This window comes from Polyangium jinanense (genome assembly GCF_028435265.1).
GTDB classification, from domain to species: domain Bacteria; phylum Myxococcota_A; class Polyangia; order Polyangiales; family Polyangiaceae; genus Polyangium; species Polyangium jinanense.
This window is the reverse complement of the sequence record NZ_JAGTJK010000049.1, coordinates 1-22,210: the sequence shown is the minus strand read 5'-3', so window position 1 is coordinate 22,210 and position 22,210 is coordinate 1. Positions and strand designations below refer to the sequence as shown.

Genomic DNA, 22,210 nt, shown 5'->3' with positions numbered 1-22,210 from the left:
TGCCTCGACGCTGCACGTGGTACAAGGACGAAGGATTCCATGGAGGATCGCATGACCACACGGGAAGCGTCGCCGAGCGAGGACCTCTTTCTGGGCTGCTTGCTCGGCGGAGCGCTGGGCGATGCGCTGGGATATCCGATCGAGTTCGTCCGATCCGAGAAGCAGATCATCGAGCGGTTCGGCGCCACGGCGCCTCCGGACCTCTCGTACGCGTCGGAGGTACGCGTCTCGGATGACACGCAAATGACCCTCTTCTCCGCCGAAGCCCTCCTGCGCGCGCGGAGCGCCGGCAGCGGCGCGATCGTACCTTTCGCATTGGGCGCCTACCAGCGGTGGTACGTCACGCAAGAATTGGCACCGCGTGATCGCGTACGCCACCGCAGCGGCGAAGGATTGCTCCTCGCGGATCCGCGCCTCTACGCTCGCCGCGCGCCCGGACAGACGTGCTTGAGCGCTCTCTCGTCGAGCTTCACGCGTCCCTCCATCGCGACCATCGACGACCCTCCGAACGGCAGCAAGGGATGTGGCGCCGTGATGCGCGCGGCCCCCTTCGGGCTCGCGGCGCGCACCCGTGAGGATGCATTCGTCGTCGCGCGAGACGCCGCTGTGCTCACGCACGGGCACCCCAGCGGTTATCTGTCTGCCGCGTATCTGGCGGCGCTGGTGCACGATATCGCGCGGGGCGCGACGCTCGAAGAGGCCATGGGCCTGGCCGATGCGCTCTTGGTGCGCGAGCGTGAGCACCAAGAGGTCGCGGCGGCGCTCACTCGCGCGCGAGCGCTCGCGGCGGGAGGCGCCCTGTCTCCTTCGGCCATCGAGCAGCTCGGCGGGGGCTGGGTCGCGGAAGAGGCGCTCGCGATCGCCATTGCCTGCGTACTCCAGGCGACCGCGCGCAGCGTGGCGCAGACCTTGTGGCGAGCCGTCGCGCATGGCGGCGACAGCGACAGCACGGGGAGCATCACCGGCAACCTCGTCGGCGTCATGTTCGGCGCGTCAGCGCTGCCGGTGCATTGGCTCTCGCAGCTCGAATTGAGGGACCTGATCGAGCGCGTCGCTCGGGATCTCCACGCGGCGGCCATGGGGAGCGGCCGCCCTGATCCCACGGATTATCCGGCGGCCGATGGAGTCGTGCGTGTCCCGCGCTGGAACGCGTAGGACGCATACAATCGTCATGCGTCCGTTGCCCACGTCGTAATCAGCACCCGCTCTTCGGGGCGGCAGACCGACGATGGCGCAAGGCGAGCAGACCAAGGCCGAGCAAACCGAGGAGCGGGCCAGGGCTGCCGCTCGGGGTTCCAGGTGCGGCGCGGCAATCGCAGCCGCCCTCCTCGGCGATTGGGCCGCCGCCGCTGCCGCCGCTGCCGCCGCCGCTGCCGCCGCCGCTGCCGCCGGTCCCCGACTCGCACGCGCCGCTGATGCAAGCGCCTCCCTGGCACGGCGTTCCGTCGGGCGCCTGCGCATCCCCAGGGCAGTCATCCAGAGTTCCGTCGCACGTCTCGGCCACATCACACACGCCGGCCGAAGCGCGGCATTCCGTGCCCGGCGCGGCTTTGGCATCCGCGGGGCAATCGGCCAGAGCTCCGTCGCACGTCTCCGCCACATCGCACACGCCGGCCGAAGCGCGGCATTCCGTGCCGAATGGCTTCATGACATCGAACGGGCAATTGATCGTAACGCCGTCGCACGCCTCCGGCACGTCACATGCGCCCGCCGCAGCGCGGCATTCGGTGCCGAATGGTTTTACGCCGTCGAACGGGCAATTTTTCGCCGTGCCGTCGCACGTCTCCGCCATGTCGCATACGTCCGTCGAAGCGCGGCATTCGGTGCCCGCAGCGAGCGCCGCGCAGACCCCGTCCACGGCCGCGCCCATCATGACGCTGCACGCCTGACAATCGCTCGGAGACCCACCGCCGCAGGCGTCGTCGCAGCACACGCCGTCGACACAAATGCCGCTCGCGCAATGCAGCCCGGCCGTGCAGGCCTCGCCGTTGCTCTTGAGCTCGCCGAAGAAAAACACGTACGCCGAGCCGGAGGCGTCGCCCTGGTCGTCGTCCCCGTACGCCCCAACGAGCGCCGTATTCTCGGAGAGGGCGACGTCATGGCCGAAGAAGTCGTTCGCCGCCCCGTCGCTGGGCAGGAGCTTGCTCTGCTGCATCCAGGTTGCGCCGCTCCGCACGAACACATACGCCGAGCCGGAGAATGACCCCTGGTCGTCGTTGCGTTGCGCCCCCCACGAGCGCCGTGTCGCCCGAGAGCGCGACCGAGCCGCCGAACAAGTCGCTTGCCGCCCCGTCGCTGGGCAGGAGCTTGGCCTGCTGCGCCCAGACCGCGCCGCTCCGCACGAACACATACGCCGAGCCGGAGTATATCCCCTGGTCGCTGTCGCCCCACGCCCCCACGAGCGCCGTGTCGCCCAAGAGCGCGACCGATATGCCGAAGGAGTCTTCTACCGCCCCGTCGCTGGGCAGGAGCTTGGCCTGCTGCGCCCAGACCGCGCCGCTCCGCACGAACACATACGCCGAGCCGGAGGAGCTCCCTGGTCGTCGTTACCCTCCGCCCCCACGAGCGCCGTGTCGCCCGAGAGCGCGACCGATCTGCCGAAGAAGTCGCTTGTCGCCCCGTCGCTGGGCAGGAGCTTGGCCTGCTGCGTCCAGACCGCGCCGCTCCGCACGAACACATACGCCGAGCCGGAGAATGACCCCTGGTCGTCGTCCCCGTACGCCCCCACGAGCGCCGTGTCGTCTGCGAGCGCGACGGAAAACCCAAAGTGGTGGTCCGCCGCGCCGTCGCTGGGCAGGAGTTTGGCCTGCTGCGTCCAGACCTCGCCGCTCCGCACGAATACATACGCCGAGCCGGAGTTGCTCCCCTGGTCGTCGTCGCCTTGCGCCCCCACGAGCGCCGTGTCGCCCGAGAGCGCGACCGCGAGGCCGAAGTCGTGTTCCGCCGCGCCGTCGCTGGGCAGGAGCTTGGCATGCTGCGTCCAGACCAACGGATCGATCACGATGGGGTACAGAGCCCCCTCGTCCTCGACGTGGATCGCCGCTCGCCCCGCCTCCACCGAGAGCCACGCCGCGAGGCTCTTCCCCTGCGCGTCCTTTACCCACAGATCGGTATAGGCGAGCGCCCTCCGACCCTCGCTGTCCACGAACCGGAGCGCCTCCCCACGGCCGTCGCCGTCCTCGTCCTCGAGCTCGGCGTCGAGCTCCCCGCCGAGCTCGAGCGCGATGACCTTCGGCCCCGCGCAGCTCGGCGGCTCGTCGAGCACGAATCCCTGCTCCAGACCCAGCGGGCCATTGAGGTACCACTCCTCGATCCGCTCGCGCCGATACCGAACCCGGTTGCCCGCCGCCTCGGGCTCCGCCGCGGGCAACGGCGACAGCGCCCCCTCGCAGCCCAGGGCCGCCGCGCGCATGGCCAGAGACCATTCGCGCGACGAGACCAAAATCCCCGACGGGCCCAGCGTCGCCGAGAACCGCTGGGCGTCATTCTCGGCGCGGATGAGCCCCAGTCCGAGGTCCACAGCGACATACGGCTCGGGCGCCGCTCGCTGCACCGCCTCGATGTAGGCGGCACGCAGCGCAGGCGGCATGGACGCCGAGGATTCGGTCGTGGAAGGCGGCGCCGACGCCGAGCCCTCCGTCTTCGGTGGCGCGCTGTCGGCGCCGCAGGCGAAGAGCCAGGTCATAAGAGCGAAAGCGAAGCCGCGACGCCGCCAGCCCCCGCTCTTCCGTTCCGTGTCCTTCATCATCGCAAGCCCTTCCTCGGGATTGTTTACAAAGCTGAACCGGGATGCGGCCGAGGAGTACCACAAGAGACATGGCTCGGCGAGACGCTCAACGTTCGGGATACGAGCGCTTCGAGCCAGCGCGCCCAGATTCTTTCGCTTGACGGGCGCGAGAGACTGCGAAACGCTTCGCTGGTCCTTGAAAGCGCTGCGGCGCTCCTGAACAGGAGATTCCATTGACAAACAGCTCCCGTCATCAAGAAATTCCCAGTTCAATCCCTCTAGAAATTATTATCACGCCCGACGTCGCGTTCGAGAAGGTCTTCTCTTCGACCGCCGCCCGCAAGCTCGGCGAGCTGCAGCGGGATCTGACACCGGTCGTTCAGGAGAAGCTGCCCGAGTTTTGGCAGCAGGTCGGCGTGAGCCTCTCGAGCCAATCCGGATTCACCGCCCTCTACGACGCCATGAGCGCGACAGCGAGCGCATTCGACGGACTCGGCTCGGCGCCCCCTCCCGCCCCGTTCAGCACGCTGCACCATGTTTCAGGGGCGCAGACGTTCTACCAGTATAACGTGAGGTTGTCCTGGAAGGTGGCCACGGCGATCCTGCTGGGCTTGGATCCTTCCAAGGTGAATTACGACAGCCCCGACACGCCCGTTTATGCATCCTGGATCGCCGCCATCACCAATGGTAGCGAGATTCCCGCCCAGATGCTGGAGCCATCCAGCGCCGCCGCCGAACTCTATGGCTGGTGGAGTCCGGACGCGCGCATGGACAGACCCTCGAGCTCGAGCTTCGAGCAGGGCAACGACGATTTCTCCGCCATGTGTCAGATCGTCTCGCTCGCGCCGGAGTGGTACCCGTATGGCCTCGTGCGCTTCAACATCCCCGATGCCACTTCGGTGCAGGTGGTTCGCCCGTCGCCCTATGATGGATTGACGAGCCCGCTTTGGGTGCAGCGCCCGCCGACCCAGCCGGCGCGCACCGGCGGAGCTGCGCTCGAGACCTTGCTGGGCACGACGATGACGCTCGGACAGCTCGGCCCCGTGCAGGCCTATATCGTCACGCCACAGACGACGCAGGCGATCTTGCAAGCCGCGTCGGTCGTGTACTACGCGGAGGACCTGGCGCTGGTGAAGTGGGGCGATACTGCAGAATCTCGGTTCGTGGCCGGTCTTCAGGTCCTGGTCACGGAGCAGTGCCGGGCCGCGCGCGCCATCGCCGACCACGCATTCGCCGAGCTCATCTTGAAGGACCCCATGAAGAAAGACGACGCGGTCTCAGGAGCGAATGCGGGATCGGCCGCCCCGAGCGCGCCTCCGGCTTCGCTGGCGGAGGAGATGGAGCGGTGGGCACGACTCGGTATGCGTGAACATCGCGGGCAGCGATTCCCGTCGGACCGCTTCAGCGAAGAGGTGCATCGGACCAGCAACGCGGTCGCGATTCACCAGGCGGCCACGGATCTCTTGCGGCGCTCCGATCATCCAGACGTGCTCCGGATGATCGTCAATATCGCGAACGTCTCGACGCACCGCCCCTTCTTCGATGCGTTGCTCGAGCGCTTGGAAGGGCGAGGGGTGCCCGATGGACCTGGCCAGCGCAGCGGCACGCTCGCCGGGGATGCATTGCAGCGCCTCGTGGAGGGATTGCCTGCGGGCGACCAGGCGCTCGCGCAGCGGGTTCATGCGGTGCTCGAGCGCGCCGGACGGAGTGATCTGCGCCTGCTCGCGCTCTCCAGCGGCGCGTTGACGGACGAGGTCGAATCGTTGTTCCAGCGGGTGGGAGCTCAACCGGGCGCGGATGCCAACCTGCTCGGTCTCGCCGCCGTGCAGATGGCGCGACAGAGACCCGATCGCCTCCTGGCCATCATTGCGGCGGCGAGAGGCCAGGACGAACCTACGCGGCGGAGAATCACCGCGATGGTGCAGCAAGCCGAGGGCGGGTGGTTTGCGCAGCACGGCGCGGCTCTCGAACAGGCGCTCGGCCTCTCGCCCTGAGCAGCTGGGAGCCTTCGAGCTCTGCCCCCTTCGCGTACGGCCTCATCCGCGACGAGGCATAACCCGGCTCAGGTATCCGCGACGATGCACACCATGTGGATCTCGTCTTCGGCCTCCATGGAGAAGACGCTACGTTCTTGCAGATACAGAATGCAAGCGAACAGGGACGGCGGGGGCGATCAGGGCGCCTTGGCTTTTTCTTCTTTTTCGTAGCGGGCGATCTTCTTGCCAACTTCGAGTCGCCAGCCACCGCCCGCGGGATCGATGAAATCGACGCCCACGGCGTCGCCGCGGTGGAACCGGTCGTTGTGCTTGTCGAGCACCTTGGCGATTTTCTTCATGAGGGCCTCGCGCTCTGCGGCCGGGAGCTTGGTTTGCTCGGGCGTGAGGAAGACGCGAGAGGGGGGCGGGCCTCCGAAGGGGCTCGTGCGCAGGCCGTGCTTCGCCCAGGCGTTGTGCGCGCCGTAGGCCTCGAGCGAGACCCCGAGCCAATCCATCGAGTGGTTCGTCGCGTATTCGTTCCGCACCACGAGCTTCTTGTCGCCCGCGCGGAACGAGACCGTCGGATGGCTCCCGTACGAGACATCGGCGAGGATGAGCGAGTATTTGGCCGCCTTGCCCGGCTCGATCACGCCGAGGGCTTTCTTCACCTCGCGCACCTCTTCGCGGCCCTCCGGGGAGCTGCGCATCTGGCGAAACCGCGCGAACGCCTCGATCGGCGGCGTCGGCTCTTTGCCCGTGTTCTCGAGCGAGCCCGAGAGCGTACGGTTCGAGTGCATCCAGCTCGACATGTTCACCGGGTTCTTCAGGACCAGCGGCGTCGCGGCCGGATCCACGATCCCGATGCCCGACGCGTAGAGCGTCGCGTACGCATTGCCCTGGCTGTCTTCCTCCCGCTCGACCTGGAAATCGATCGGGCCTGCGCGCAGGTGCAGGCGCATCTTTTTGCCCGTCACGATCGGCACGAGCGCGCGCGCGTCGACGAAGACGCGCTCGATGAGCTCCTTCGCGCCCTCGCCGTCGAGCCAGGGCAAGACCACGATGATGTACAGGTCATCCCAGCCCGCGATGAACTGCACGTCCGGCTCCGGCACCATCGCGGCCTCGGCGATCTTTGGCCTGAGCTCGCTCGAGAGTGGGGTGATCTCGGCCCGCCCGAAGGAGAGCGCGCCGGGCGCCTTGTCCGTGACGAAGACCTCTGCGTTGTCGTGGAAGCGGTCGAAGCGCCCGTCCCGCGAGGTGTCCGCGAGGGAGACGAAGGCGACGCGCGTCTCGTCGCTGTCGAAGGTGAATGCGCCGATTGCTGCGAGCGGCCCCTCGAGCTCGGCGAGCGGCTCGCTCGAGCCTGCCGCCGCGAGGACCACGGAATCGGCTTCTTCTCGCAATTCGAAGAGCGTGCCTTTGGGGCTCAAGACGCGGCTCGTTTTGGGGGGCGGGGCTGCGGGCGCCACGGAGTCATCGGAGGGGCCTGCGTCATCCGGCGCGCCCGCGTCCGGGTCCGGCGGCGGAGGCTCTCCGGCGAGACGCTTGGCGCCCGAGCCGTCGAGCCCCGCACGGTAGATCGCGCCCTCGCCCGTGCGGAACAGGAGCCCATCGCCCACGAACGCCGTGAAGAGCTTTCCTGTCTCGATCTTTGCGCCGTCCACCGAGATCGACGCGGGCAGGTCGGTGATGGATTGGTCTTTCACGTTCACGAGCGCGAGGTGCCGGGCGTCGCTCTGGTTCCACCAGTCGCGCACGTCGTCTTTCTTCGGCTCTGCGGGTCGCCTCAGGAGGACGCGCGCGCCGTCGGAGGAGATATCGTGCACGATTCCCTTGGGCGTCAGCTTCACGTCCTCGCCCATGGCGCCGAGCACATGGGTCTCTTCGTCGGCCGCCTCGTACGACCGCAAGGCTGCCCTGCCGTCCTTGGAATCGACCTTGCCGATCGAATAGGCGATCCATCGCCGTGAAACGGCCTGGGCGACCGTGCTGCAGCGGTATCCTTCCGGCGAGATGCGGACGGGCGCTCCTGCGGCTGCGGGCAGGCGGTAGAGCGCTGTCTTCGCGAACGCGTCGCCGAGCTTCTCGTAGTAATCGTCGCCGTCCTCGTCGTCGTCCTGCTTGGGCAGGGCGGGCCTCTGGATCACGATGGCGTCGCCGCCGAGCACGGCCATTGCGAGGATCTCGTCCTGCGTGACGAGCAGCTCCACCGCGGGTCCACCCGCGATGGAGCGGCGCACGACGGCGTTCGTCGGAGGCTGTCGGGAGGCCTCGTCTTTCGGCGGTCTCTCCTCGAGGGTGAAGATCTGCGAGCCGTCTTCGGAGAACATCACGTCGAGCACGCGGGCCTCCGCGCCGGCAAGCTTGCGGAGCGACTGGATGGGCGAGGTCGACGTCGGGGCGGGCGCGGCGTCGCCTGCGTCGGCATCGGGCGTGGGGCCGGGCTTGCTTTTGCAGGCCAGCGCGGGGGCGGCGAGCGCGAGCGCGATGGTGGCAAACCAAAATGTTCGAGCCATGAGAGCCTTCTTTTCGAGAGCCGCGCACGGCGGGAGGGGCCGACGGTGCCAGAGGTCCGGCCGGCGAGGTGTTTCGAGGACAAACGCGCGCGGGGATCGGGGGCAACCTTCATGCCAGGTATTTCCACTCGATCTGGGTCGCGCGAGGGCTTGAGGCAAATAACCTCGTAAACGTGTTCTTGGCGCAACCGTGCGCGGGGCGTGTAGAAGTACGCCCCCGTGACGCACGCGCAGGTCGACTCCGTCAGGTGATCGCTGACGCGTCAAGAGGATCGCTGACGCGTCACGAGGGGCGCTGACGCGTCCGTGTCGCAGACAGAAGGCCGGCGCCAGGCGAGAAGAACGGCTGGTACCCTATCGGCTGCTCGAGAGAATGTGGCACACGACGTGCTGAATGACGAACGCGGAGGTGTGGTTCGTCGCGGCGGCTTGCGCACCATGACGCTCAGGGCGAAGGAGGCACATCGATGGGAAGGGTGAAGATCCTGTTTCTCGGCGCGAATGCGCGCAATACCACGCGCCTCCAGGTCGGTCTCGAGGTCGGCCACGTGAAAGACGAAATTGCGAAGGCTGGCGCCGGCGACTTTCTTCACGTCGAAGCCGAGTTTGCCGTGAGACCCGAACAATTGCAGAGCCATCTGCAGAAGCACGCGCCCGAAGTGCTTCATTTCAGCGGTCATGGCGGTGGGAGAAGGGGGCGCTCGGGGGCTCGGTCGGGCGCAGAGGGAATCACACGAGAATTCATCGACGAGACGGCAGAGCAAGACGCAGGCGCCATTCTGCTGGAAGATCGGGACGGGAACGCCGTGGCGGTGCGCCCCGAGGCGCTGACCACGCTCATCCAGATCGTGCAGCGAGGCACACCCTTGCGCTGTGTGGTGCTGAATGCCTGCTTCACGAAAAAGCAGGCCGAGGATCTCGCGCGGCACGTCGATTGCGTGATCGGCATGAAATGCGCCATCGGCGATGCGTCCGCGATTGCTTTCGCCGTGGGCTTCTACCGGGCGCTCGCCAAAGGCAGCAGCGTCAAGACGGCGTTCGACTTCGGATGCAACGAGATCGACCTGCGGGGCCTTCCCGATGAAGACGTGCCGGAGCTACACCATCGACCCGAGCGAAATCCGGACTCCATCCGATTACGGACTGCCTCGAGGCCATCGCCGCCGAACCTCGAAGGCTCTCCGCCCGGAAAACAGGAGCTCGTCATGCTGCTGCTCGCGGCAAACCCAGATCGGCAGGCGCGGTTACGGAGTGACCGCGAGGTCCGGCAGATCCAGGAGCGACTCTTGAAGACCAATCAGGGCAGAGGCATGGTCGTGCACGTACGCTGGGCCGTATGTCCGGACGATGTATTGCAGGCCGTGCTCGACCTACGCCCGCGCATCGTGCATTTCAGCGGATATGCCATGACGCCCCAAGGGATCCTGCTCGAAGACGATGTCGGCGACACGAGAGCGGTCAGCGGTCATGTGCTTGCCGAGCTTTTTGGTGCCCTGCGGGACGAGATCCGGTTGGTCGTTCTCAACGCGCGCGACTCCCAATCGCATGCGGAGGCAATGATCCGGCATATCGATGCGGCGATCGGGATGTCCCGCTCCATCGAGGACGGTGCCGCAATCGCATTCGCGTCGGCGTTCTACCAGGCGATCGCCTCTGGACTTTCCCTCGGCGATGCTTTCGAGGTCGCCCGGAGCGCATTGCGACTGAACGGCCTGCCCGGTGCAGAGATTCCCATGCTGTTCTCGCGCGCCGGCGTCGATGTCGCGCGGACCATTCTCTTCGAGCCTACCGAGCGCCTCGCCGGCACGGCTTCCGTGCCGCGCGCTCACGATCACGGCATACCGGCGAGGGATGGCCTCGGCGCAGGTGATCGCTTCCGCGGCAGCACGGCGAGCGAGCCTGCCGATCTCCTCGCGACCACGGCCGAGCTCCTCGCGGCGGCTTGTCCGGACGAAGCCTCCTTTGCCGCGCTCCTCGCGCGGGTGGGCGTCTCGTGCGCGCGCATCCCTGCCTTACGCTCGCTCGAGGCGCGGTGCGAATGCCTGCTTCTCGATCTCGCGCACGCGGATCGGGCGCGAGGGCTCGATGTCCTCGCCGACGCGCTTTCCCGCCTCGATCGGCCAGGGATCGCCGCAGCCGCTGCCGTGCGACGCTTCGCGGCCGCCGCCAAGGACAATGGGTCGGATTCGATGGATGCGCTTTGGATTTCGCTTTGCCGCCGCGGCGATGGCTGGATGCTCGAATTCCGGGCACCAGGGCATGCGTGCGGCGGCACGGTTGGATCCACGCGGAGCGCGAGGGTACCGGTCGCCAAAGAGACTGTCATTCAGGTCGACGTCAAGGAAGCGGGCGTGGCCGTGCGCGTCCAGGCCGGGGTCGAGAGCCCTCTGATTGGCCTCAAGGCGCGGGTCTGGACGGGGCTTACCACGCTGTCGAAGCACTTGATGCCATGGTTCGACGAGCGCCTCGGCCCCACGGCCGTCGAGGAACTAACGCTGCTCGAGGCCGCCACGACTTGGAGTGAGCTCGATGCTGCATAGAATGTCGTCGCTGCTGCTGCTGCTCATGTCATTCTTGCCGTCCGCGATCGGCTGCAGCGCCGCGGCGCCGAAACCTCCGGCGCCCGTGCGGAAACCGGTGATGGGCGCAGGGATACCGCTCTCGCAGTTCTCGGTCGAGGTCGTGATCCCCGGCGGCAACCCCTCCTCGGTCGGAAGTCTGCGGCGCGGTGATGTCGATAGCGGCGAACGTACGGCTGATCTGAACGACGGTCCGATCCATGTGTGGATCGCTGCGCGGGCGGCGCATCGAGCAGAGGCCATTTATATGGTGGGCCGCGCAGACGCTGCATGCAATCTGCGAATCTCCGGCTTCTTGGAGGACATCGCAAATGACCCCGCGTTCAAGAGCGCATGGATCACGTACGGCGTCTCGCTGATCAGAGCGGCTGATCTTTCGCAGCAACAGCGCTTGGGTGAGCTGGGTGAGAAGCTCGCCAACACGACGGTGCACGAGGACTGCAGTGGCCAAGTCAAGCTACATCGATTGCGCGCGGATGAGATCCATGCCGCATCCGAAAAGATGCACAAGCTCGCAGGGAAGGTCTTCCAGAGCGCGGAACGAGTGGGCCGGCCCATCCTCTTATGGCATAACGCCTTCGATGGGCTCCCGCGGTTCGTGCCCGTGGCCATGGGCGCCGATGGAGCGCCGCTCACGATCCATCTCTCCCTGGAAGAACTCAAAATTCCGAATGCAGTCTTGCGAGGCCTGACCCTCGACGGGATGACGCGCCAAATTGGCCATCTGGAGGCGGAGGTCGAGCACGTCGAACTGGTGCTGGACCTGTTGCGCCCCGGAGGACAGTACCCCAAGAGGATCGTGTACAAGGGGTCCCAATTCAATGACACTGCCATTCCCGAAATTCGTTCGAGAATCGTGGCCGCGCGGACGAACATCGAGCGCGCGCTCGAATACGAGGAACAAGCCATCGAGGCGACGCTCCTGCTTGGACGCGCCCCTTCCCGCTTCGTTCGGTTCGCGGACTCTCTCCGGCACGCGCGGGCGGAGAATCAGCACGTGCTCGAACGGCTCGACCACATTGCGTCGGGATCGGACGTGCACGAAGTCGTATTCGGTGACGTCGAGTTCGCGGCGATTGACACGACTCCTTCTGCGGGCGCCGTGAAGATACTCGAGGGCCAGCGTGAGACGCTGCGCGCCAAGATCGCTCAGGCCAAGGGTGCCGAGAAGAAGCGGCTAACCAGCCCCATACCCGTGCTCGTGGACGCGTTCCTGCGCGGCTGGCCAGCCTCGTTCGATTCTCGAGAAACGAACGAAATGTACGATCGATGGATCCTGGCCCAGCAGGAGAAGGTATGGGACTCGATCGAAAAGAAGCTGTCGCAAGCGGGCATCACCTTCTCGAAGGCCAGTCATAGTCTTCTTCTATCGAACGTGATGTTTCACGCGCGCCTTTCCGAAGACGAGCGCAGCGTGCTGGTGACGCCGACGTACGTCATGTCCGGCCCAGGATTTCAGGTCGCCGACGTCCGTGCAGGCGTAGTTCGCTACGAATCCGCGTCCGCCGAGCAGAACCTGATTGCACGGTAAGCGGGAGGTCCACCATGTCATCATCGCGGTTTGCATCCTACATTTCGTTCCTCGTTGCATTCCTCCTCGCTGGGCAGCTCTGGGCCGGGAAATCCAGCGTGCCGCCTCTCCGTCCCCCTGTTCGCTCGGCCCCCGCGGGCGCGGCGAAGGTCGAGACACCATTGCCGCAAACGAGCCCGGTCGTCGCGAAGCTGCGGGAGGAGCTGCGCGTCCCCGGCACCAAACCGAGCGAGCTCCCCAGCGCACCGCCGGTCAAGGCCCCTGCGGTCGATGCTGCGGGTGCGACCACGGCGGGGCGTGTGGAGCGGCCCAGTTATTTGTCGCTCGAGCTATCGGTTCGCTCTCGACTCGAATCCAAAGACCCGATCAAAATGGATGCAGCCGCCTTCGAGGCGAAAGGGATCCCCGCAGGCGTACGTCCCGGCACGACACCACCACCGCCGACCGCAACGGTATCTTTCACAGGCAACGAGTTGGTCGTCGATTTTCGGGCGGCTGGGACCGAGATCATCAAGGTGGAGTTGCCCAAGGGAAACATCAACAAGGAAGTGTTGCTCGAGAGGCTGAAGGACGCAATACGGCTACTGCCCAAGGCACTCGAAACCCAGCCGAACCGCATCGACGAAATCGTTTGCACCGAAACGAACTGCTCCGCCGTCATCAGAGGAAAGGCTCTCGAATTCGTGCCGGCCGAACAGACCGAGCATGACGAGCACGAGGCGCCGACCCAGGTCGCGACGAGGTAAGCCGTGCAGCTCGCTCTCCTTGATATTGTGCCTCAGGGCTCGGAGATCGGCGTGCGCTTGGCCCCTCCCGAATACGAGCTCATCCTCAGCGCGGATCGCGTGCGTTCCCGAGCGGAGATGGTCCGGCAAGCCGTATCCCTCCGCCGGGAAGGCGGCGGTCTCGGCGCCTATAGTGGCAGTCCAGATCAGGACATGGCGACGGGTCGCGCAGAGATCGCCTGGCGGATCCTACGTGCTTGGGATGCCGAACATGTCGTCGCGCCGCTGCTCGCGGAGTTGTCCGCGCGGGAGGCGATCGTAGCTTATCCCGGAGCGAGCGAACTCGAGCACTTCAGTTTCCGTGCTTCGCTCCGCGAGATGATCCGAACCGCCGTCGTCGAATCGGATGTATTGATGCGTCTTCCGAGCTTGCCCCTCTGGCACGTTCGCGCATTCGACAGGCTCTTCGGCATCTCCGCGACGAACACGCTTCCACTCGTGGATCCAGCTCGAACCGTCGTGCTGCTCGCGCCGCTCGCGGCCGAGGGCGGATTCCTGCAGCGATTGTCCCGCTTGCCTCGGCCCGTAGCTCGCCGCGTTCTCGAGCAATCTCCTGCGCAACTCCAGCAGATCCAGCGGATCCACACGCTCGAGACTCTATTGCGAGAGCTCGCGCGTGATACCGGTGTCGAGCTCGTGAGTCCAGTGACTCGAGCTGATCTCCTCGAGCACCTCTCGCCTCCTTGCGCTGGCCGATCCTTGATCCTCGTGGCGCATCAGGACGAACACGGTTTGCACCTACACGACGGTCCGCTGGATCTCGGCACGCTTCGCGCTGCGTTCAGCGAGCGGATCAAGGCTGGGGCACCTACGTACGATAGCGTGCTGCTCGCGGTTTGTTTGGCCGAAGAGCCGAGCAACCTCGCCGTCTGTTTCCAGGCTGCGGGCTGCCCGGTCGTCATTTCGCACGGCTTCATCACGTTTTACGGTCGAGTTCTCGCGCTGCTCGCTTGCGCGCTCGAAATCCTCATGCTGCGTGGCCCACGGCCGCTGCCGAGCCTCGTCGACGAGGCTTGGCTCTCCACCTCACCCGTTCGGCTACGTGGGTAGCAAAGGCTGTGTCATGAAACATTTGCATTGTCTCGTGCTCCTTCTGGCATTGACGAACCTCGCCGGTTGCGGTGGTCAAGAGCAGCAGTCCGTCAAATACATTTCCGAGTACACGGTCGATTACCAGCCAGAACAATCGCTTTCGCTGTCGGAGGCCCGGTACGGCTTCAGGACGAAGCTCACGCAGTACAAGTCCTACGGCGAACCAGCCCCCGAGCCGCCTCCGGGCGTGTTCCGCAAGATCCGATACGATGCTCCAGCCGGTAAGCTCGCGGCGTACATCAGCCCCGACCCGCAAGATGGTAAGAAACACCCGGCGATCATCTGGGTCGTCGGAGGCCTCGACTATAACTCGATCGGCAATCTCTGGACGGAATTGCCCGACGACGCTGACCAAAATGCGAGCGATTACCGCAGGGCCGGTATCATCATGATGTTTCCATCGCAGCGTGGTGGCAACGACAACCCAGGCTTCAAGGAAGCATTTTTCGGAGAAGTCGACGACATCATTGCCGCCGCCGATCACCTTGCCAAGCAGGAGTACGTGGACCCCAATCGCATCTACCTGGGCGGTCATAGCTGTGGCGGCGCGCTGGTCCTTCTGGTGGCCGAGTCGACCGCTCGCTTCCGCGCCGTCTTCTCCTTCGGACCGATCGACGATATAACGCGCTGGGGCCCGGGGATCATTCTATTCGATACTTCGGACCCACGGGAGGCCGAGCTTCGGGCGCCGATACGCTGGCTACACTCGATCCAGAGTCCAGTGTTCGTGCTCGAAGGCACCGCGGGGGGTAACGTTCGTGCGCTTCACGCCATGGCACGAGCTTCCAGAAACGACAACGTTCATTTCTACGCAGTGGAGGGAGCGGACCATGGCAGCATCCTCGAACCCACGAATGCGCTCATCGCGAAGAAAATCTTGCGCGATGTCGGACCGACGACCAACCTGACCTTCGATGAGGAGGAGCTCAATCGTCCATTCGCGGAATGATGCTTGAATCGAAAGACCTCGCGGCGGCAGCAGAGAGCCTCGCTCACAGCCGGCTTCGTGTACCTCTCGTGTATCTCGAATGATGGGATGAGTTCTACCTCGAGCGGTTCTATAACCACGACCGGCGGCACTCGTACCTGGGGTACCTCAGCCCGGTCGAGTTCGAATGGAGAGCACAAGTGGCCGCGTTCGCGGCATAGTCGGTTTGTCCACAGCCGCGGGGGAAGATCAGTCCGCCTCCCTCAGAGGAACATGATCACCGTGCATTACGGCTCCCACGGCAAACCCCGCAAGAACGGCCGGATCTACCACATCCCGACACGCCTCGAGGGACTCGACCGAGCGGTACGCTCACCTCGCGCCGGGGGCTCTGCTCGCCCCCGCCGCCCGCCTCGATCTATCCAGATCTATCCACCGGCGGGACGGCGAGAGGAGCTAACCCCACGGAATCACTCAGCACCCCCGGCAGGAATTGGACCTGCGACCTTCGGTGTAGGAAATGCGTTCGGTGCTCTGAACAGGGGGGCTGTCGCCTTTTCGCGAGGGGGTGCGGAGGGGGCTGGTGGAGAGCCTGGAACGCCCTCGGGGCGATGACGCTACTCGCCACGACAGACGCCGCCGACAGCGCTGACCGCGACGTCGGCCTCGCTGTGGTCACCCCGTCCGACGACCAGCCCAGCGCGTAGGATGGCAGTCTTGATCAGGGCGTCACCAACCGGCGCCTCTGATGTGCTCGCGCGGTGCTGGCATCGTGAAGGTGCGGCACGTCGGCACGAAATCTATGACGCGTACATAGATGGATGGCGCGACACTGTGGTTCACAGCATCGAGGGGTTCGTCGCTTCGTCCTCGATTTGGCCGAGGATAACCGCCATGCAATCATTCCCCTTGACCACGCCTGACATCGGGAGTATTCGCTCGCCCCGAACACAGGAAAAAGAAAGGCATATCTCATGTTCAGCACTCGAACGTCTCTTACCCTTGTCGCCATTGTGTTTTTCGGACTGTTTGGTGCGGGTTGCGATAACAAGCCCGCGGCGGAGGGCGCCAAGCCCGGAGAGGCCAAGCCGGAAGGCAAGGCCGAGCAGAAGGCCGAAAAGAAAGCAGAGCCCGCAAGTGCCAAGGTCGCCTCCTGCAACGTGATCAAGACCGAAAGCATTTGCCGGCAGTTCGGCGATGAGAACATCTCGGCGGCCGGCGAGGACTTCCTCAAGAACATGTGTACCGGCGAATTCAAGATGGCGGCGTGTCCGGCAGACAAGCGCGTTGGATCCTGCGCGACCCCGGAAGGAACGAAGATCTACTACAACGACGGCCCGCTCCCCAAGGCGGCGGATGCGGCGGCCAAGGCGTGCAAAGAGGGGGTGCCCGCAGGGGAATGGAAAGCGGGACAGTGAGCAGGGCAAACAACCTGCCCTTTCCGACCGGCGCCGCGTAGCTTCCCATCCACCAACTTCGTCCGACGCCGGCCCGGTTTTGCGGTGCGCGTCGCAGCTTGTTTTACCTGCCACGCCCCCGCCGAGCCGCCCCCGCCTCTCAACGAGACTGCCCCCAACGCCTGCCGCTGGCTAGGCCTCGCACCGAGCAAATCCTGACTGCGCACGGCTGCACAAGCTTTGCTCTGGAAACGGGACCGAGAAACCCCATCATCAACAGAAGGCCCTATCACGGCCGCCTTCACGCCTTTGGCTTCGTGAAGGGCAGCAAGCGGCGGGGTTGTCGATGAGCAGCTTGCGCAGCTCGGCGTCGATCAAGCCCACCTTGCGGAAGCGCGGCACGACCCGCTTGAGGATGTGACCATAGCCCCAGCCGCGCCGAACCGGGGCATCTTGCTACTTTCGTTGTATTGCGTGGGCCGAACGCCGTTTTCGCCGAGGCACGGGGAGCGGCTAGACGTGGACCGTGCCTGGGCTTCAGGGCGTCGCGGCCGAGGCTTCGTCTAGCAGCTTGTCGAAGCACCCGGCGGCGAACTTGCTCCGGACGGCGTGGAGCTTCGCGCGCGCTTCTCGTTCGGACGCGTTGCGACTGGCCCATTCCTTTCGCATCTGCGGCTCGAGCTGCGCCATCCGTCGCTGCGCGCGCTCTCGCTCCGAGGGGGACGTGGAGGGGTCCCGCACCGCGGTCTCGAGCTGGTCGTATTCGGCAGATACGCCGTATCGGACGCGTTCGCCCATCCAGGTTTCGGTTCGCCGGTAGGTCGGGTCGGACAATCGCGCGCAGAGCGTCGGCTCGTCGACCGCCCTCGGCGCAATCGTGGTCATCCCGGTGAACAAGGCCTTCGCCCTATCCGCCGGCAGAGGCGTGAGCTTTCCAAAGACGTAAGATCCGTAATGGAGCCAGACGTCGACACCCTTCGAGCGCCCGTCGAAGTCGGTGATGGCGAACGACCACGCGCCGAGCACGTCGCCGGTAGCCGTGTCGGCGAACCCGACTTCATACGCCCCGGGGCCATCGACGTGGCGCGCCTCGAGCGCGAAGGCGTGGCTCGCCCGGTTGTCCGCCAGGTTGTGGGCGCGGAACGAGAAGTTCTCGTCCTGCACGACCTGGCCATTCCGGCGGACGATCGCGCGGTACCCGCGCGGCTCGTCACGGAGATCGAACGGCACCCAGGCGACGACGTGCGTTTCGCGCACGTACCCGAAGTCCGTTCGGCTCGACGGCTTCACCGTGAAATCGCGCTTCGCGTCGTAGGCGGGGACCTGGACGAGCTCGAACGTCGCGGTGCTGAGCACCTCGCTCCCGGCGCGCACTTCGAGCGTGTACGGGCCTTTTTTGGGGTCCGGGACCCGCCACGCGCAGGCCCCCTTGAAAAAGGTGAAGAAGACGCTGTCGCACTTCCCGTTCGCGCCCGCGATCGGGATCGAGGCCAAGAAACCATCGGGACCACGGAGCGTCCCGACAGCGTTGGCCGCGCCTGCGGCATCGTCGAAGAGGATGGTCGCGACGATCTCGCCGTTCACGTAGTCGATCTCCGCCGGGATGATGGCGGCGTGGGGCTTGGCTGCGTTCGCGTCGATCGGCCCCTCCGCACCGCGCGAGGAAGCGCCGAGCACTCCGCAACCGACGAGACACATGAGGGCGAGCGAGGAGAGGACGCGCGAGAGCATCGGGAGCGCATTACGCGCGACCAGCGTCGGCGTCCAGCGGAGCCTGCCTGGTCCTTCCACCGGGAAATGCCAGTCCCGGCCAGTGGCAGTCCACGTCCAGGACCAGTGGACTCGGCGTGGCCCCCTCGGCGAACGTGGGGCGGGCTCCTGCTCGGTGGCGAGCTGCCCGCGAACGAGCCTGTCGAGCGCACCGTGAGCCGTGCGGAGACTCACGCTGCACCCAGGGGTCGCATCCCAGCAAGGTCCACTTTTGGGGCGCTGCGCAAGTCAATGGAGCGCCGGGCCATACGCGCCGGCGATTGGGGGGACGGAGGCGCTGCTCGACGGGGTGCGGGCGCGGAAGTTCGGGCGGCTTTGGCGGGTGAAGTTTTCGGAAGCGTGGGGCGCGCCTTGAGCGCCCGGAAAGGAGCGGGGTCATGGCGGTCCGGAAGATGACGCGGCGCGGGAAGATGTTTCTGTTCATCGATCTTCGATATCGACGAGCGGATGGCAGCAAGGGCCGATTCCGCCGGGACGCGAAGGGGCAGACGATGGCGGCTGCGCGCGAGGAGGAGAAGCGATACCTCCTGAACATCGCGCAGCACGGCGAGCCGTATGCGCCGGGCGAGGCGGAGGCGGGCGCGGTGCCGCGGTCGGGGAAGACGTTTCGGGACGTCGTGGAGGAGTATCGGGCGACGTTCATGGTGACGGAGCTCAAGGTGTCGTCGCGGCGGGGGTATGCGGCGCTGCTCGAGGGGACGCTGCTGCCGAGGTTCGGCGAGCTCGCGATCGGGAAGGTGGACGGCGCGGCGGCGGCGCAGCTCGACCTGGAGCTGTCGGAGCGGGGGCTCGCGCGGGCGACGCGGAACAATGTGCAGGTGGTGATCCGGTCGGTGCTGCGATTCGCGGTGGCGCGGAAGTATCTGCGCGCGATGCCCGAGGGGATGTCGCGGCTCAAGGCGGTGGGGCAGAGCATTCTGGAGATTCCGTCGGACGAGGAGGTCGAGCGGATCCTCGCGGCCGCGAGCGAGCGGCATCGGGTGAGCTTTGCGTTGATGGCGTACGCGGGGCTAAGAGGCCGAACGAGGTGCGGGCGCTACGGTGGCGGGATGTGCGGTTGCGGCGGGATGGGGAGGTCATGGGCGGGTTCGTGAGCGTGCGGGAGGGGCGGTCGCAGGGTCTTCGCGAAAGGGGCCGACCCCGAGCGGCTCGGCAGGGTCTTCAGGGCAGGTCGGAGGGGAACGGCTGGGCCGTGACGCTCGTCCCGGAGCGCATGTAAAGGAGATCGAACCGACGCCGGGTGAACCGGAATCCGCTCGCCGTCCGCACGTACTCATCGCTGTAGACGCCGCCCACGTTGGTGTCGACGCCCTCCAGCACGCCGAACTCGCTCAGGTACCAGCGCCCCGTGGCCCGCTGGGGGTGCGCGTCCGGAACGAGCTCGACGGTGCCGGAGTGGACCGCCTGAATGATACTGCTCCACTTGTTCAGGATGTCGGCCAGGAACGTGACGATGTTGTCGCGGCCGACGACGTGATGGCCGGGGATGTCGAGCACCGCGTCCGCCGTGAGGAGGTGGTGCATTTCACCCATCGCCTTGCGGTTCACGAGATCGGCGAACCTGGCAACGAGTTCGTGGGCCTCGAACTTTTGCCTGATATCAGCGTTTTTGGACATGGGTCACCTCATGACATCGTATGTTGGCATCAATCCCGCGGCGCCGACGCGCATGACAACCAGCTCGGTCATGCGCCATTCAAAACGGGGGCCGCGCGCGAGATATAGATAGGATAGCACCGTCCATGGCGCACGCGGCACATGAAATCCCGCGTCCGGACATTGTTTGACCTAGATTCGGTTACAAAGTGCAGGTGGTGATCCGATCGGTGCTGCGATTCGCGGTGGTGCGGAAGTACCTGCGCGCGATGCCCGAGGGGATGCCGCGGCTCAAGGCGGTGGGGCAGAGCATTCTGGAGATTCCGTCGAACGAGGAAGTCGAGCGGATCCTCGCGGCCGCGAGCGAGCGGCATCGGGTGAGCTTCGCGCTGATGGCGTACGCGGGGCTGCGGCCGAACGAGGTGCGGGCGTTACGGTGGCCGGATGTGCGGCTGCGGCGGGATGGGGAGCTCGTGGGCGGGTTCGTGAGCGTGCGGGAGGGGCGGTCGCACGCAGTTCCGGAGGTTGGATGGCTTCACCGCTCGGCGCACCGCCAAGCCCAGAAGGGTGAGCCGAGCAGGAGCAATCTTCGGGGCCGCGACTGTACCAGATCTGCGGCACCAAAGTTTGTCAGCACCTGACAAACCGTTACGTTCTGGGCGTCGTCTTCATTGGTCCACGATCATGGGTAGGCCCAGGCGCGCCGCGTCCTGGAGCGCTGCGCGGAGCGTCTCGACGGCGCTCGCCGCCCTTGTCGACCACGGCCTGCTCGACAGCTCCTGAAGCGCCCGCGGGGTCGAACCCACGCGCCGCTCGAAGGGCGAGCTCATCTCAATCGGCGCTGCGAGGTCGCACGGAACCAGGAGCGTCATGCCAAGGTGCACCACTGCCGAGGGCGCGGTGCCGAAGAGGCCGAAGGGGCCGCGTTTCCGAGGTCGCGCCGCCTCCTCCAGCAGAGCCTCGTACGACCCCGGATCGACGCGGTGAAAAGCGGGCTCCGCGGCGGAGCGCTCGTCCCACGAAGCGTCTCCGATCGCGGGGAGGGCGCGCAGGTCGCCGAGCAGCATTTCCAAAATGGCCTCGCGCCGGGCAGGTGCGTCCGGACCGCCGAAGGGTGTGTCCTTCGGGATCTGCAGCATGCCGTGAGGGCCGAGCAGCGAGTAAGGCAAGCCCGCATCCCACGCGGTCCGCATCGCAGGCGAGATGAAGTCACCAGCGATATAGCGGCTGAGGGGCATTACCATGAAGTCGATGGCCATCTCCAGCCTCTTCGGCGGACCCGACCGATTTGTCAAGCGCATTCTCCACCGGCTTACCGTGTGATCCGGTCGGTGCTGCGATTCGCGGTGGCGCGGAAGTATCTACGCGCGATGCCCGAGGGGATGCCGCGGCTCAAGGCGGTGGGGCAGAGCATTCTGGAGATTCCGTCGGACGAGGAGGTCGAGCGGATCCTCGCGGCCGCGAGCGAGCGGCATCGGGTGAGCTTCGCGTTGATGGCGTATGCGGGGCTAAGGCCGAACGAGGTGCGGGCGCTTCGGTGGCGGGATGTGCGGCTGCGGCGGGAGGGGGAGGTCGTGGGCGGGTTCGTGAGCGTGCGGGAGGGGCGGTCGCACGGGGAGACGCACACGCCGAAGACCGGGCAGCGGGAGGTGCCGGTGGCGCCGGAGCTGGGGAGGTTGCTAGCGGGGATCGAGGGGCGACGGGTGCGGGGCGGGAGGAGTATGTGGCGCTGAATGAGCGGGGGCGGGCGTGGGGGCAGTACGGGATCGTGCAGGCGTTCGAGAGGGTGCGGCGGAAGGTGGGGGTTGGGGGGTGGTCGGTGTATTGTTTGCCGGCACTACGCGATCACGATGTGGTTGCGAGTGGGCGTGCCGGTGCACGTGGTGCAGAGGATGGCGGGGCACAAGCATCTCGCGACGACGCAGCGGTATGTGCATCATCTGAAGGAGGATCTGGAGGAGGCGGGGAGGAGGTTGGCCGTATCTCCTCGCGCAGCCACGTCTTGCTCGACGCCCGCAGACGTGGCAGGGCGCGGCCGGCGCGTTCCCGGGACTGCCCGGTTCGTCGCAAGCGATCAATACTCCGAGCAGTCCAGTGCCCTCGTCGCGCCGCCTTCGGCCCGGACAATGCGGCATGCCGTTCGCCTTGCGCTATCCCTGAGCCGCGACCTCATGCGGCAGCGCGATCCTCTCTCCGCGCAACGCCGCCATGACCGCCCTACGTAGGTACGCCTTCGGGTCGAGCCCGCAGAGCTTCGCGCTCTCCACGTACGAATAGAAAAGCGCAGCCACCTCGGTCCCACGCTTCGACCGT

19 protein-coding genes and 1 pseudogene are annotated in these 22,210 nt (G+C 66.1%); 12 read left to right on the top strand and 8 right to left on the bottom strand.

All coding sequences use genetic code 11. The features are described from left to right. The first annotated feature begins 51 nt into the window (after window positions 1–51). Complete coding sequence (locus KEG38_RS44240) at window positions 52–1,155, top strand: ADP-ribosylglycohydrolase family protein (RefSeq protein WP_272426785.1); 1,104 nt, start codon at window positions 52–54, stop codon at window positions 1,153–1,155. A 40-nt stretch (window positions 1,156–1,195) separates the two neighbouring features. On the opposite strand, the gene KEG38_RS44235 is transcribed toward KEG38_RS44240, so the two are convergent. Genes KEG38_RS44235 through KEG38_RS44230 form a run of 3 tightly spaced genes read right to left on the bottom strand, consistent with a single transcriptional unit; the run spans window position 1,196 to window position 3,748 of the window. Then, window positions 1,196–2,155 carry an MYXO-CTERM sorting domain-containing protein gene (locus tag KEG38_RS44235; RefSeq protein ID WP_272426784.1) on the bottom strand — a complete coding sequence of 320 codons (960 nt, stop codon included), beginning with the start codon at window positions 2,153–2,155 and terminating at the stop codon, window positions 1,196–1,198. After that, window positions 2,097–2,507 carry an FG-GAP repeat protein gene (locus KEG38_RS56260; RefSeq protein ID WP_372518238.1) on the bottom strand — a complete coding sequence of 137 codons (411 nt, stop codon included), beginning with the start codon at window positions 2,505–2,507 and terminating at the stop codon, window positions 2,097–2,099. Before KEG38_RS56260 ends, KEG38_RS44235 begins: the two co-directional genes overlap by 59 nt. Further along, window positions 2,447–3,748, bottom strand: coding sequence for an FG-GAP repeat protein (locus KEG38_RS44230; RefSeq protein WP_272426783.1), 1,302 nt, complete (start codon window positions 3,746–3,748; stop codon window positions 2,447–2,449). The genes KEG38_RS56260 and KEG38_RS44230 overlap by 61 nt, the downstream gene beginning before the upstream one ends. A gap of 212 nt (window positions 3,749–3,960) precedes the next feature. On the opposite strand from KEG38_RS44230, the gene KEG38_RS44225 reads away from it, so the two are divergent. Next, window positions 3,961–5,721 carry a hypothetical protein gene (locus tag KEG38_RS44225; protein WP_272426782.1) on the top strand — a complete coding sequence of 587 codons (1,761 nt, stop codon included), beginning with the start codon at window positions 3,961–3,963 and terminating at the stop codon, window positions 5,719–5,721. A gap of 179 nt (window positions 5,722–5,900) precedes the next feature. Here KEG38_RS44225 and KEG38_RS44220 read toward each other — a convergent pair whose 3' ends face one another. Then, complete coding sequence (locus tag KEG38_RS44220) at window positions 5,901–8,219, bottom strand: hypothetical protein (protein WP_272426781.1); 2,319 nt, start codon at window positions 8,217–8,219, stop codon at window positions 5,901–5,903. A gap of 467 nt (window positions 8,220–8,686) precedes the next feature. Here KEG38_RS44220 and KEG38_RS44215 point away from each other — a divergent pair, with 467 nt between their 5' ends. From KEG38_RS44215 to KEG38_RS44190, 6 genes are all read left to right on the top strand, one after another. Beyond that, window positions 8,687–10,759 carry a CHAT domain-containing protein gene (locus tag KEG38_RS44215; protein ID WP_272426780.1) on the top strand — a complete coding sequence of 691 codons (2,073 nt, stop codon included), beginning with the start codon at window positions 8,687–8,689 and terminating at the stop codon, window positions 10,757–10,759. Between the two features lies 1 nt (window position 10,760). After that, window positions 10,761–12,329, top strand: coding sequence for a hypothetical protein (locus tag KEG38_RS44210; RefSeq protein ID WP_272426779.1), 1,569 nt, complete (start codon window positions 10,761–10,763; stop codon window positions 12,327–12,329). Between the two features lie 161 nt (window positions 12,330–12,490). Continuing rightward, window positions 12,491–13,075, top strand: a complete 585-nt coding sequence (locus tag KEG38_RS44205) for a hypothetical protein (RefSeq protein WP_272426778.1) — start codon at window positions 12,491–12,493, stop codon at window positions 13,073–13,075. A 51-nt stretch (window positions 13,076–13,126) separates the two neighbouring features. Continuing rightward, a complete protein-coding gene (locus tag KEG38_RS44200; RefSeq protein ID WP_272426777.1) occupies window positions 13,127–14,164 on the top strand; it encodes a hypothetical protein in 1,038 nt (345 codons plus the stop codon). Between the two features lie 13 nt (window positions 14,165–14,177). Next, the gene (locus KEG38_RS44195; protein WP_272426776.1) at window positions 14,178–15,155 is read left to right on the top strand and encodes an alpha/beta hydrolase family protein; all 978 of its coding nucleotides are present in this window, start codon (window positions 14,178–14,180) and stop codon (window positions 15,153–15,155) included. Window positions 15,156–16,108: 953 nt separating this feature from the next. Further along, window positions 16,109–16,552, top strand: a complete 444-nt coding sequence (locus KEG38_RS44190) for a hypothetical protein (protein ID WP_272426775.1) — start codon at window positions 16,109–16,111, stop codon at window positions 16,550–16,552. A gap of 252 nt (window positions 16,553–16,804) precedes the next feature. Here KEG38_RS44190 and KEG38_RS56440 read toward each other — a convergent pair. Further along, window positions 16,805–16,957, bottom strand: a pseudogene (locus KEG38_RS56440) (hypothetical protein); the annotation flags it as partial. A gap of 111 nt (window positions 16,958–17,068) precedes the next feature. After that, window positions 17,069–18,262, bottom strand: a complete 1,194-nt coding sequence (locus KEG38_RS44185; RefSeq protein ID WP_272426774.1) for a hypothetical protein — start codon at window positions 18,260–18,262, stop codon at window positions 17,069–17,071. Between the two features lie 416 nt (window positions 18,263–18,678). On the opposite strand from KEG38_RS44185, the gene KEG38_RS44180 reads away from it, so the two are divergent. Further along, the gene (locus tag KEG38_RS44180) at window positions 18,679–19,395 is read left to right on the top strand and encodes a site-specific integrase (RefSeq protein WP_272426773.1); all 717 of its coding nucleotides are present in this window, start codon (window positions 18,679–18,681) and stop codon (window positions 19,393–19,395) included. A 67-nt stretch (window positions 19,396–19,462) separates the two neighbouring features. On the opposite strand, the gene KEG38_RS44175 is transcribed toward KEG38_RS44180, so the two are convergent. Next, window positions 19,463–19,918 (bottom strand): nuclear transport factor 2 family protein, encoded by a 456-nt coding sequence (locus KEG38_RS44175; RefSeq protein WP_272426772.1) that lies wholly within the window; start codon window positions 19,916–19,918, stop codon window positions 19,463–19,465. Window positions 19,919–20,112: 194 nt separating this feature from the next. Between KEG38_RS44175 and KEG38_RS44170 the strand changes: the two genes are divergently transcribed. Next, entirely contained in the window at window positions 20,113–20,538 is a 426-nt protein-coding gene (locus tag KEG38_RS44170) for a site-specific integrase (protein WP_272426771.1), read from the top strand. 27 nt (window positions 20,539–20,565) lie between these two features. Here KEG38_RS44170 and KEG38_RS44165 read toward each other — a convergent pair whose 3' ends face one another. Further along, window positions 20,566–21,192, bottom strand: coding sequence for a hypothetical protein (locus KEG38_RS44165; protein WP_272426770.1), 627 nt, complete (start codon window positions 21,190–21,192; stop codon window positions 20,566–20,568). A gap of 36 nt (window positions 21,193–21,228) precedes the next feature. Between KEG38_RS44165 and KEG38_RS44160 the strand changes: the two genes are divergently transcribed. After that, window positions 21,229–21,630 carry a site-specific integrase gene (locus KEG38_RS44160; RefSeq protein WP_272426769.1) on the top strand — a complete coding sequence of 134 codons (402 nt, stop codon included), beginning with the start codon at window positions 21,229–21,231 and terminating at the stop codon, window positions 21,628–21,630. Beyond that, window positions 21,631–22,122 (top strand): tyrosine-type recombinase/integrase, encoded by a 492-nt coding sequence (locus KEG38_RS56250; protein ID WP_372518237.1) that lies wholly within the window; start codon window positions 21,631–21,633, stop codon window positions 22,120–22,122. It begins immediately after the preceding gene. The last annotated feature ends 88 nt before the right edge of the window (window positions 22,123–22,210 follow it).

Excerpts from the sequence above, each read along its gene's own strand:
- KEG38_RS44230 (WP_272426783.1), bottom strand. The coding sequence starts at position 3,748 with ATGATGAAGGACACGGAACGGAAGAGCGGGGGCTGGCGGCGTCGCGGC.
- KEG38_RS44185 (WP_272426774.1), bottom strand. The coding sequence starts at position 18,262 with ATGCTCTCGCGCGTCCTCTCCTCGCTCGCCCTCATGTGTCTCGTCGGT.
- KEG38_RS44210 (WP_272426779.1), top strand. The coding sequence starts at position 10,761 with ATGTCGTCGCTGCTGCTGCTGCTCATGTCATTCTTGCCGTCCGCGATC.
- KEG38_RS44220 (WP_272426781.1), bottom strand. The coding sequence starts at position 8,219 with ATGGCTCGAACATTTTGGTTTGCCACCATCGCGCTCGCGCTCGCCGCC.
- KEG38_RS44190 (WP_272426775.1), top strand. The coding sequence starts at position 16,109 with ATGTTCAGCACTCGAACGTCTCTTACCCTTGTCGCCATTGTGTTTTTC.
- KEG38_RS56250 (WP_372518237.1), top strand. The coding sequence starts at position 21,631 with ATGAGCGGGGGCGGGCGTGGGGGCAGTACGGGATCGTGCAGGCGTTCG.
- KEG38_RS44180 (WP_272426773.1), top strand. The coding sequence starts at position 18,679 with ATGGCGGTCCGGAAGATGACGCGGCGCGGGAAGATGTTTCTGTTCATC.
- KEG38_RS44175 (WP_272426772.1), bottom strand. The coding sequence starts at position 19,918 with ATGTCCAAAAACGCTGATATCAGGCAAAAGTTCGAGGCCCACGAACTC.
- KEG38_RS44235 (WP_272426784.1), bottom strand. The coding sequence starts at position 2,155 with ATGCAGCAGAGCAAGCTCCTGCCCAGCGACGGGGCGGCGAACGACTTC.
- KEG38_RS44215 (WP_272426780.1), top strand. The coding sequence starts at position 8,687 with ATGGGAAGGGTGAAGATCCTGTTTCTCGGCGCGAATGCGCGCAATACC.
- KEG38_RS44195 (WP_272426776.1), top strand. The coding sequence starts at position 14,178 with ATGAAACATTTGCATTGTCTCGTGCTCCTTCTGGCATTGACGAACCTC.
- KEG38_RS44240 (WP_272426785.1), top strand. The coding sequence starts at position 52 with ATGACCACACGGGAAGCGTCGCCGAGCGAGGACCTCTTTCTGGGCTGC.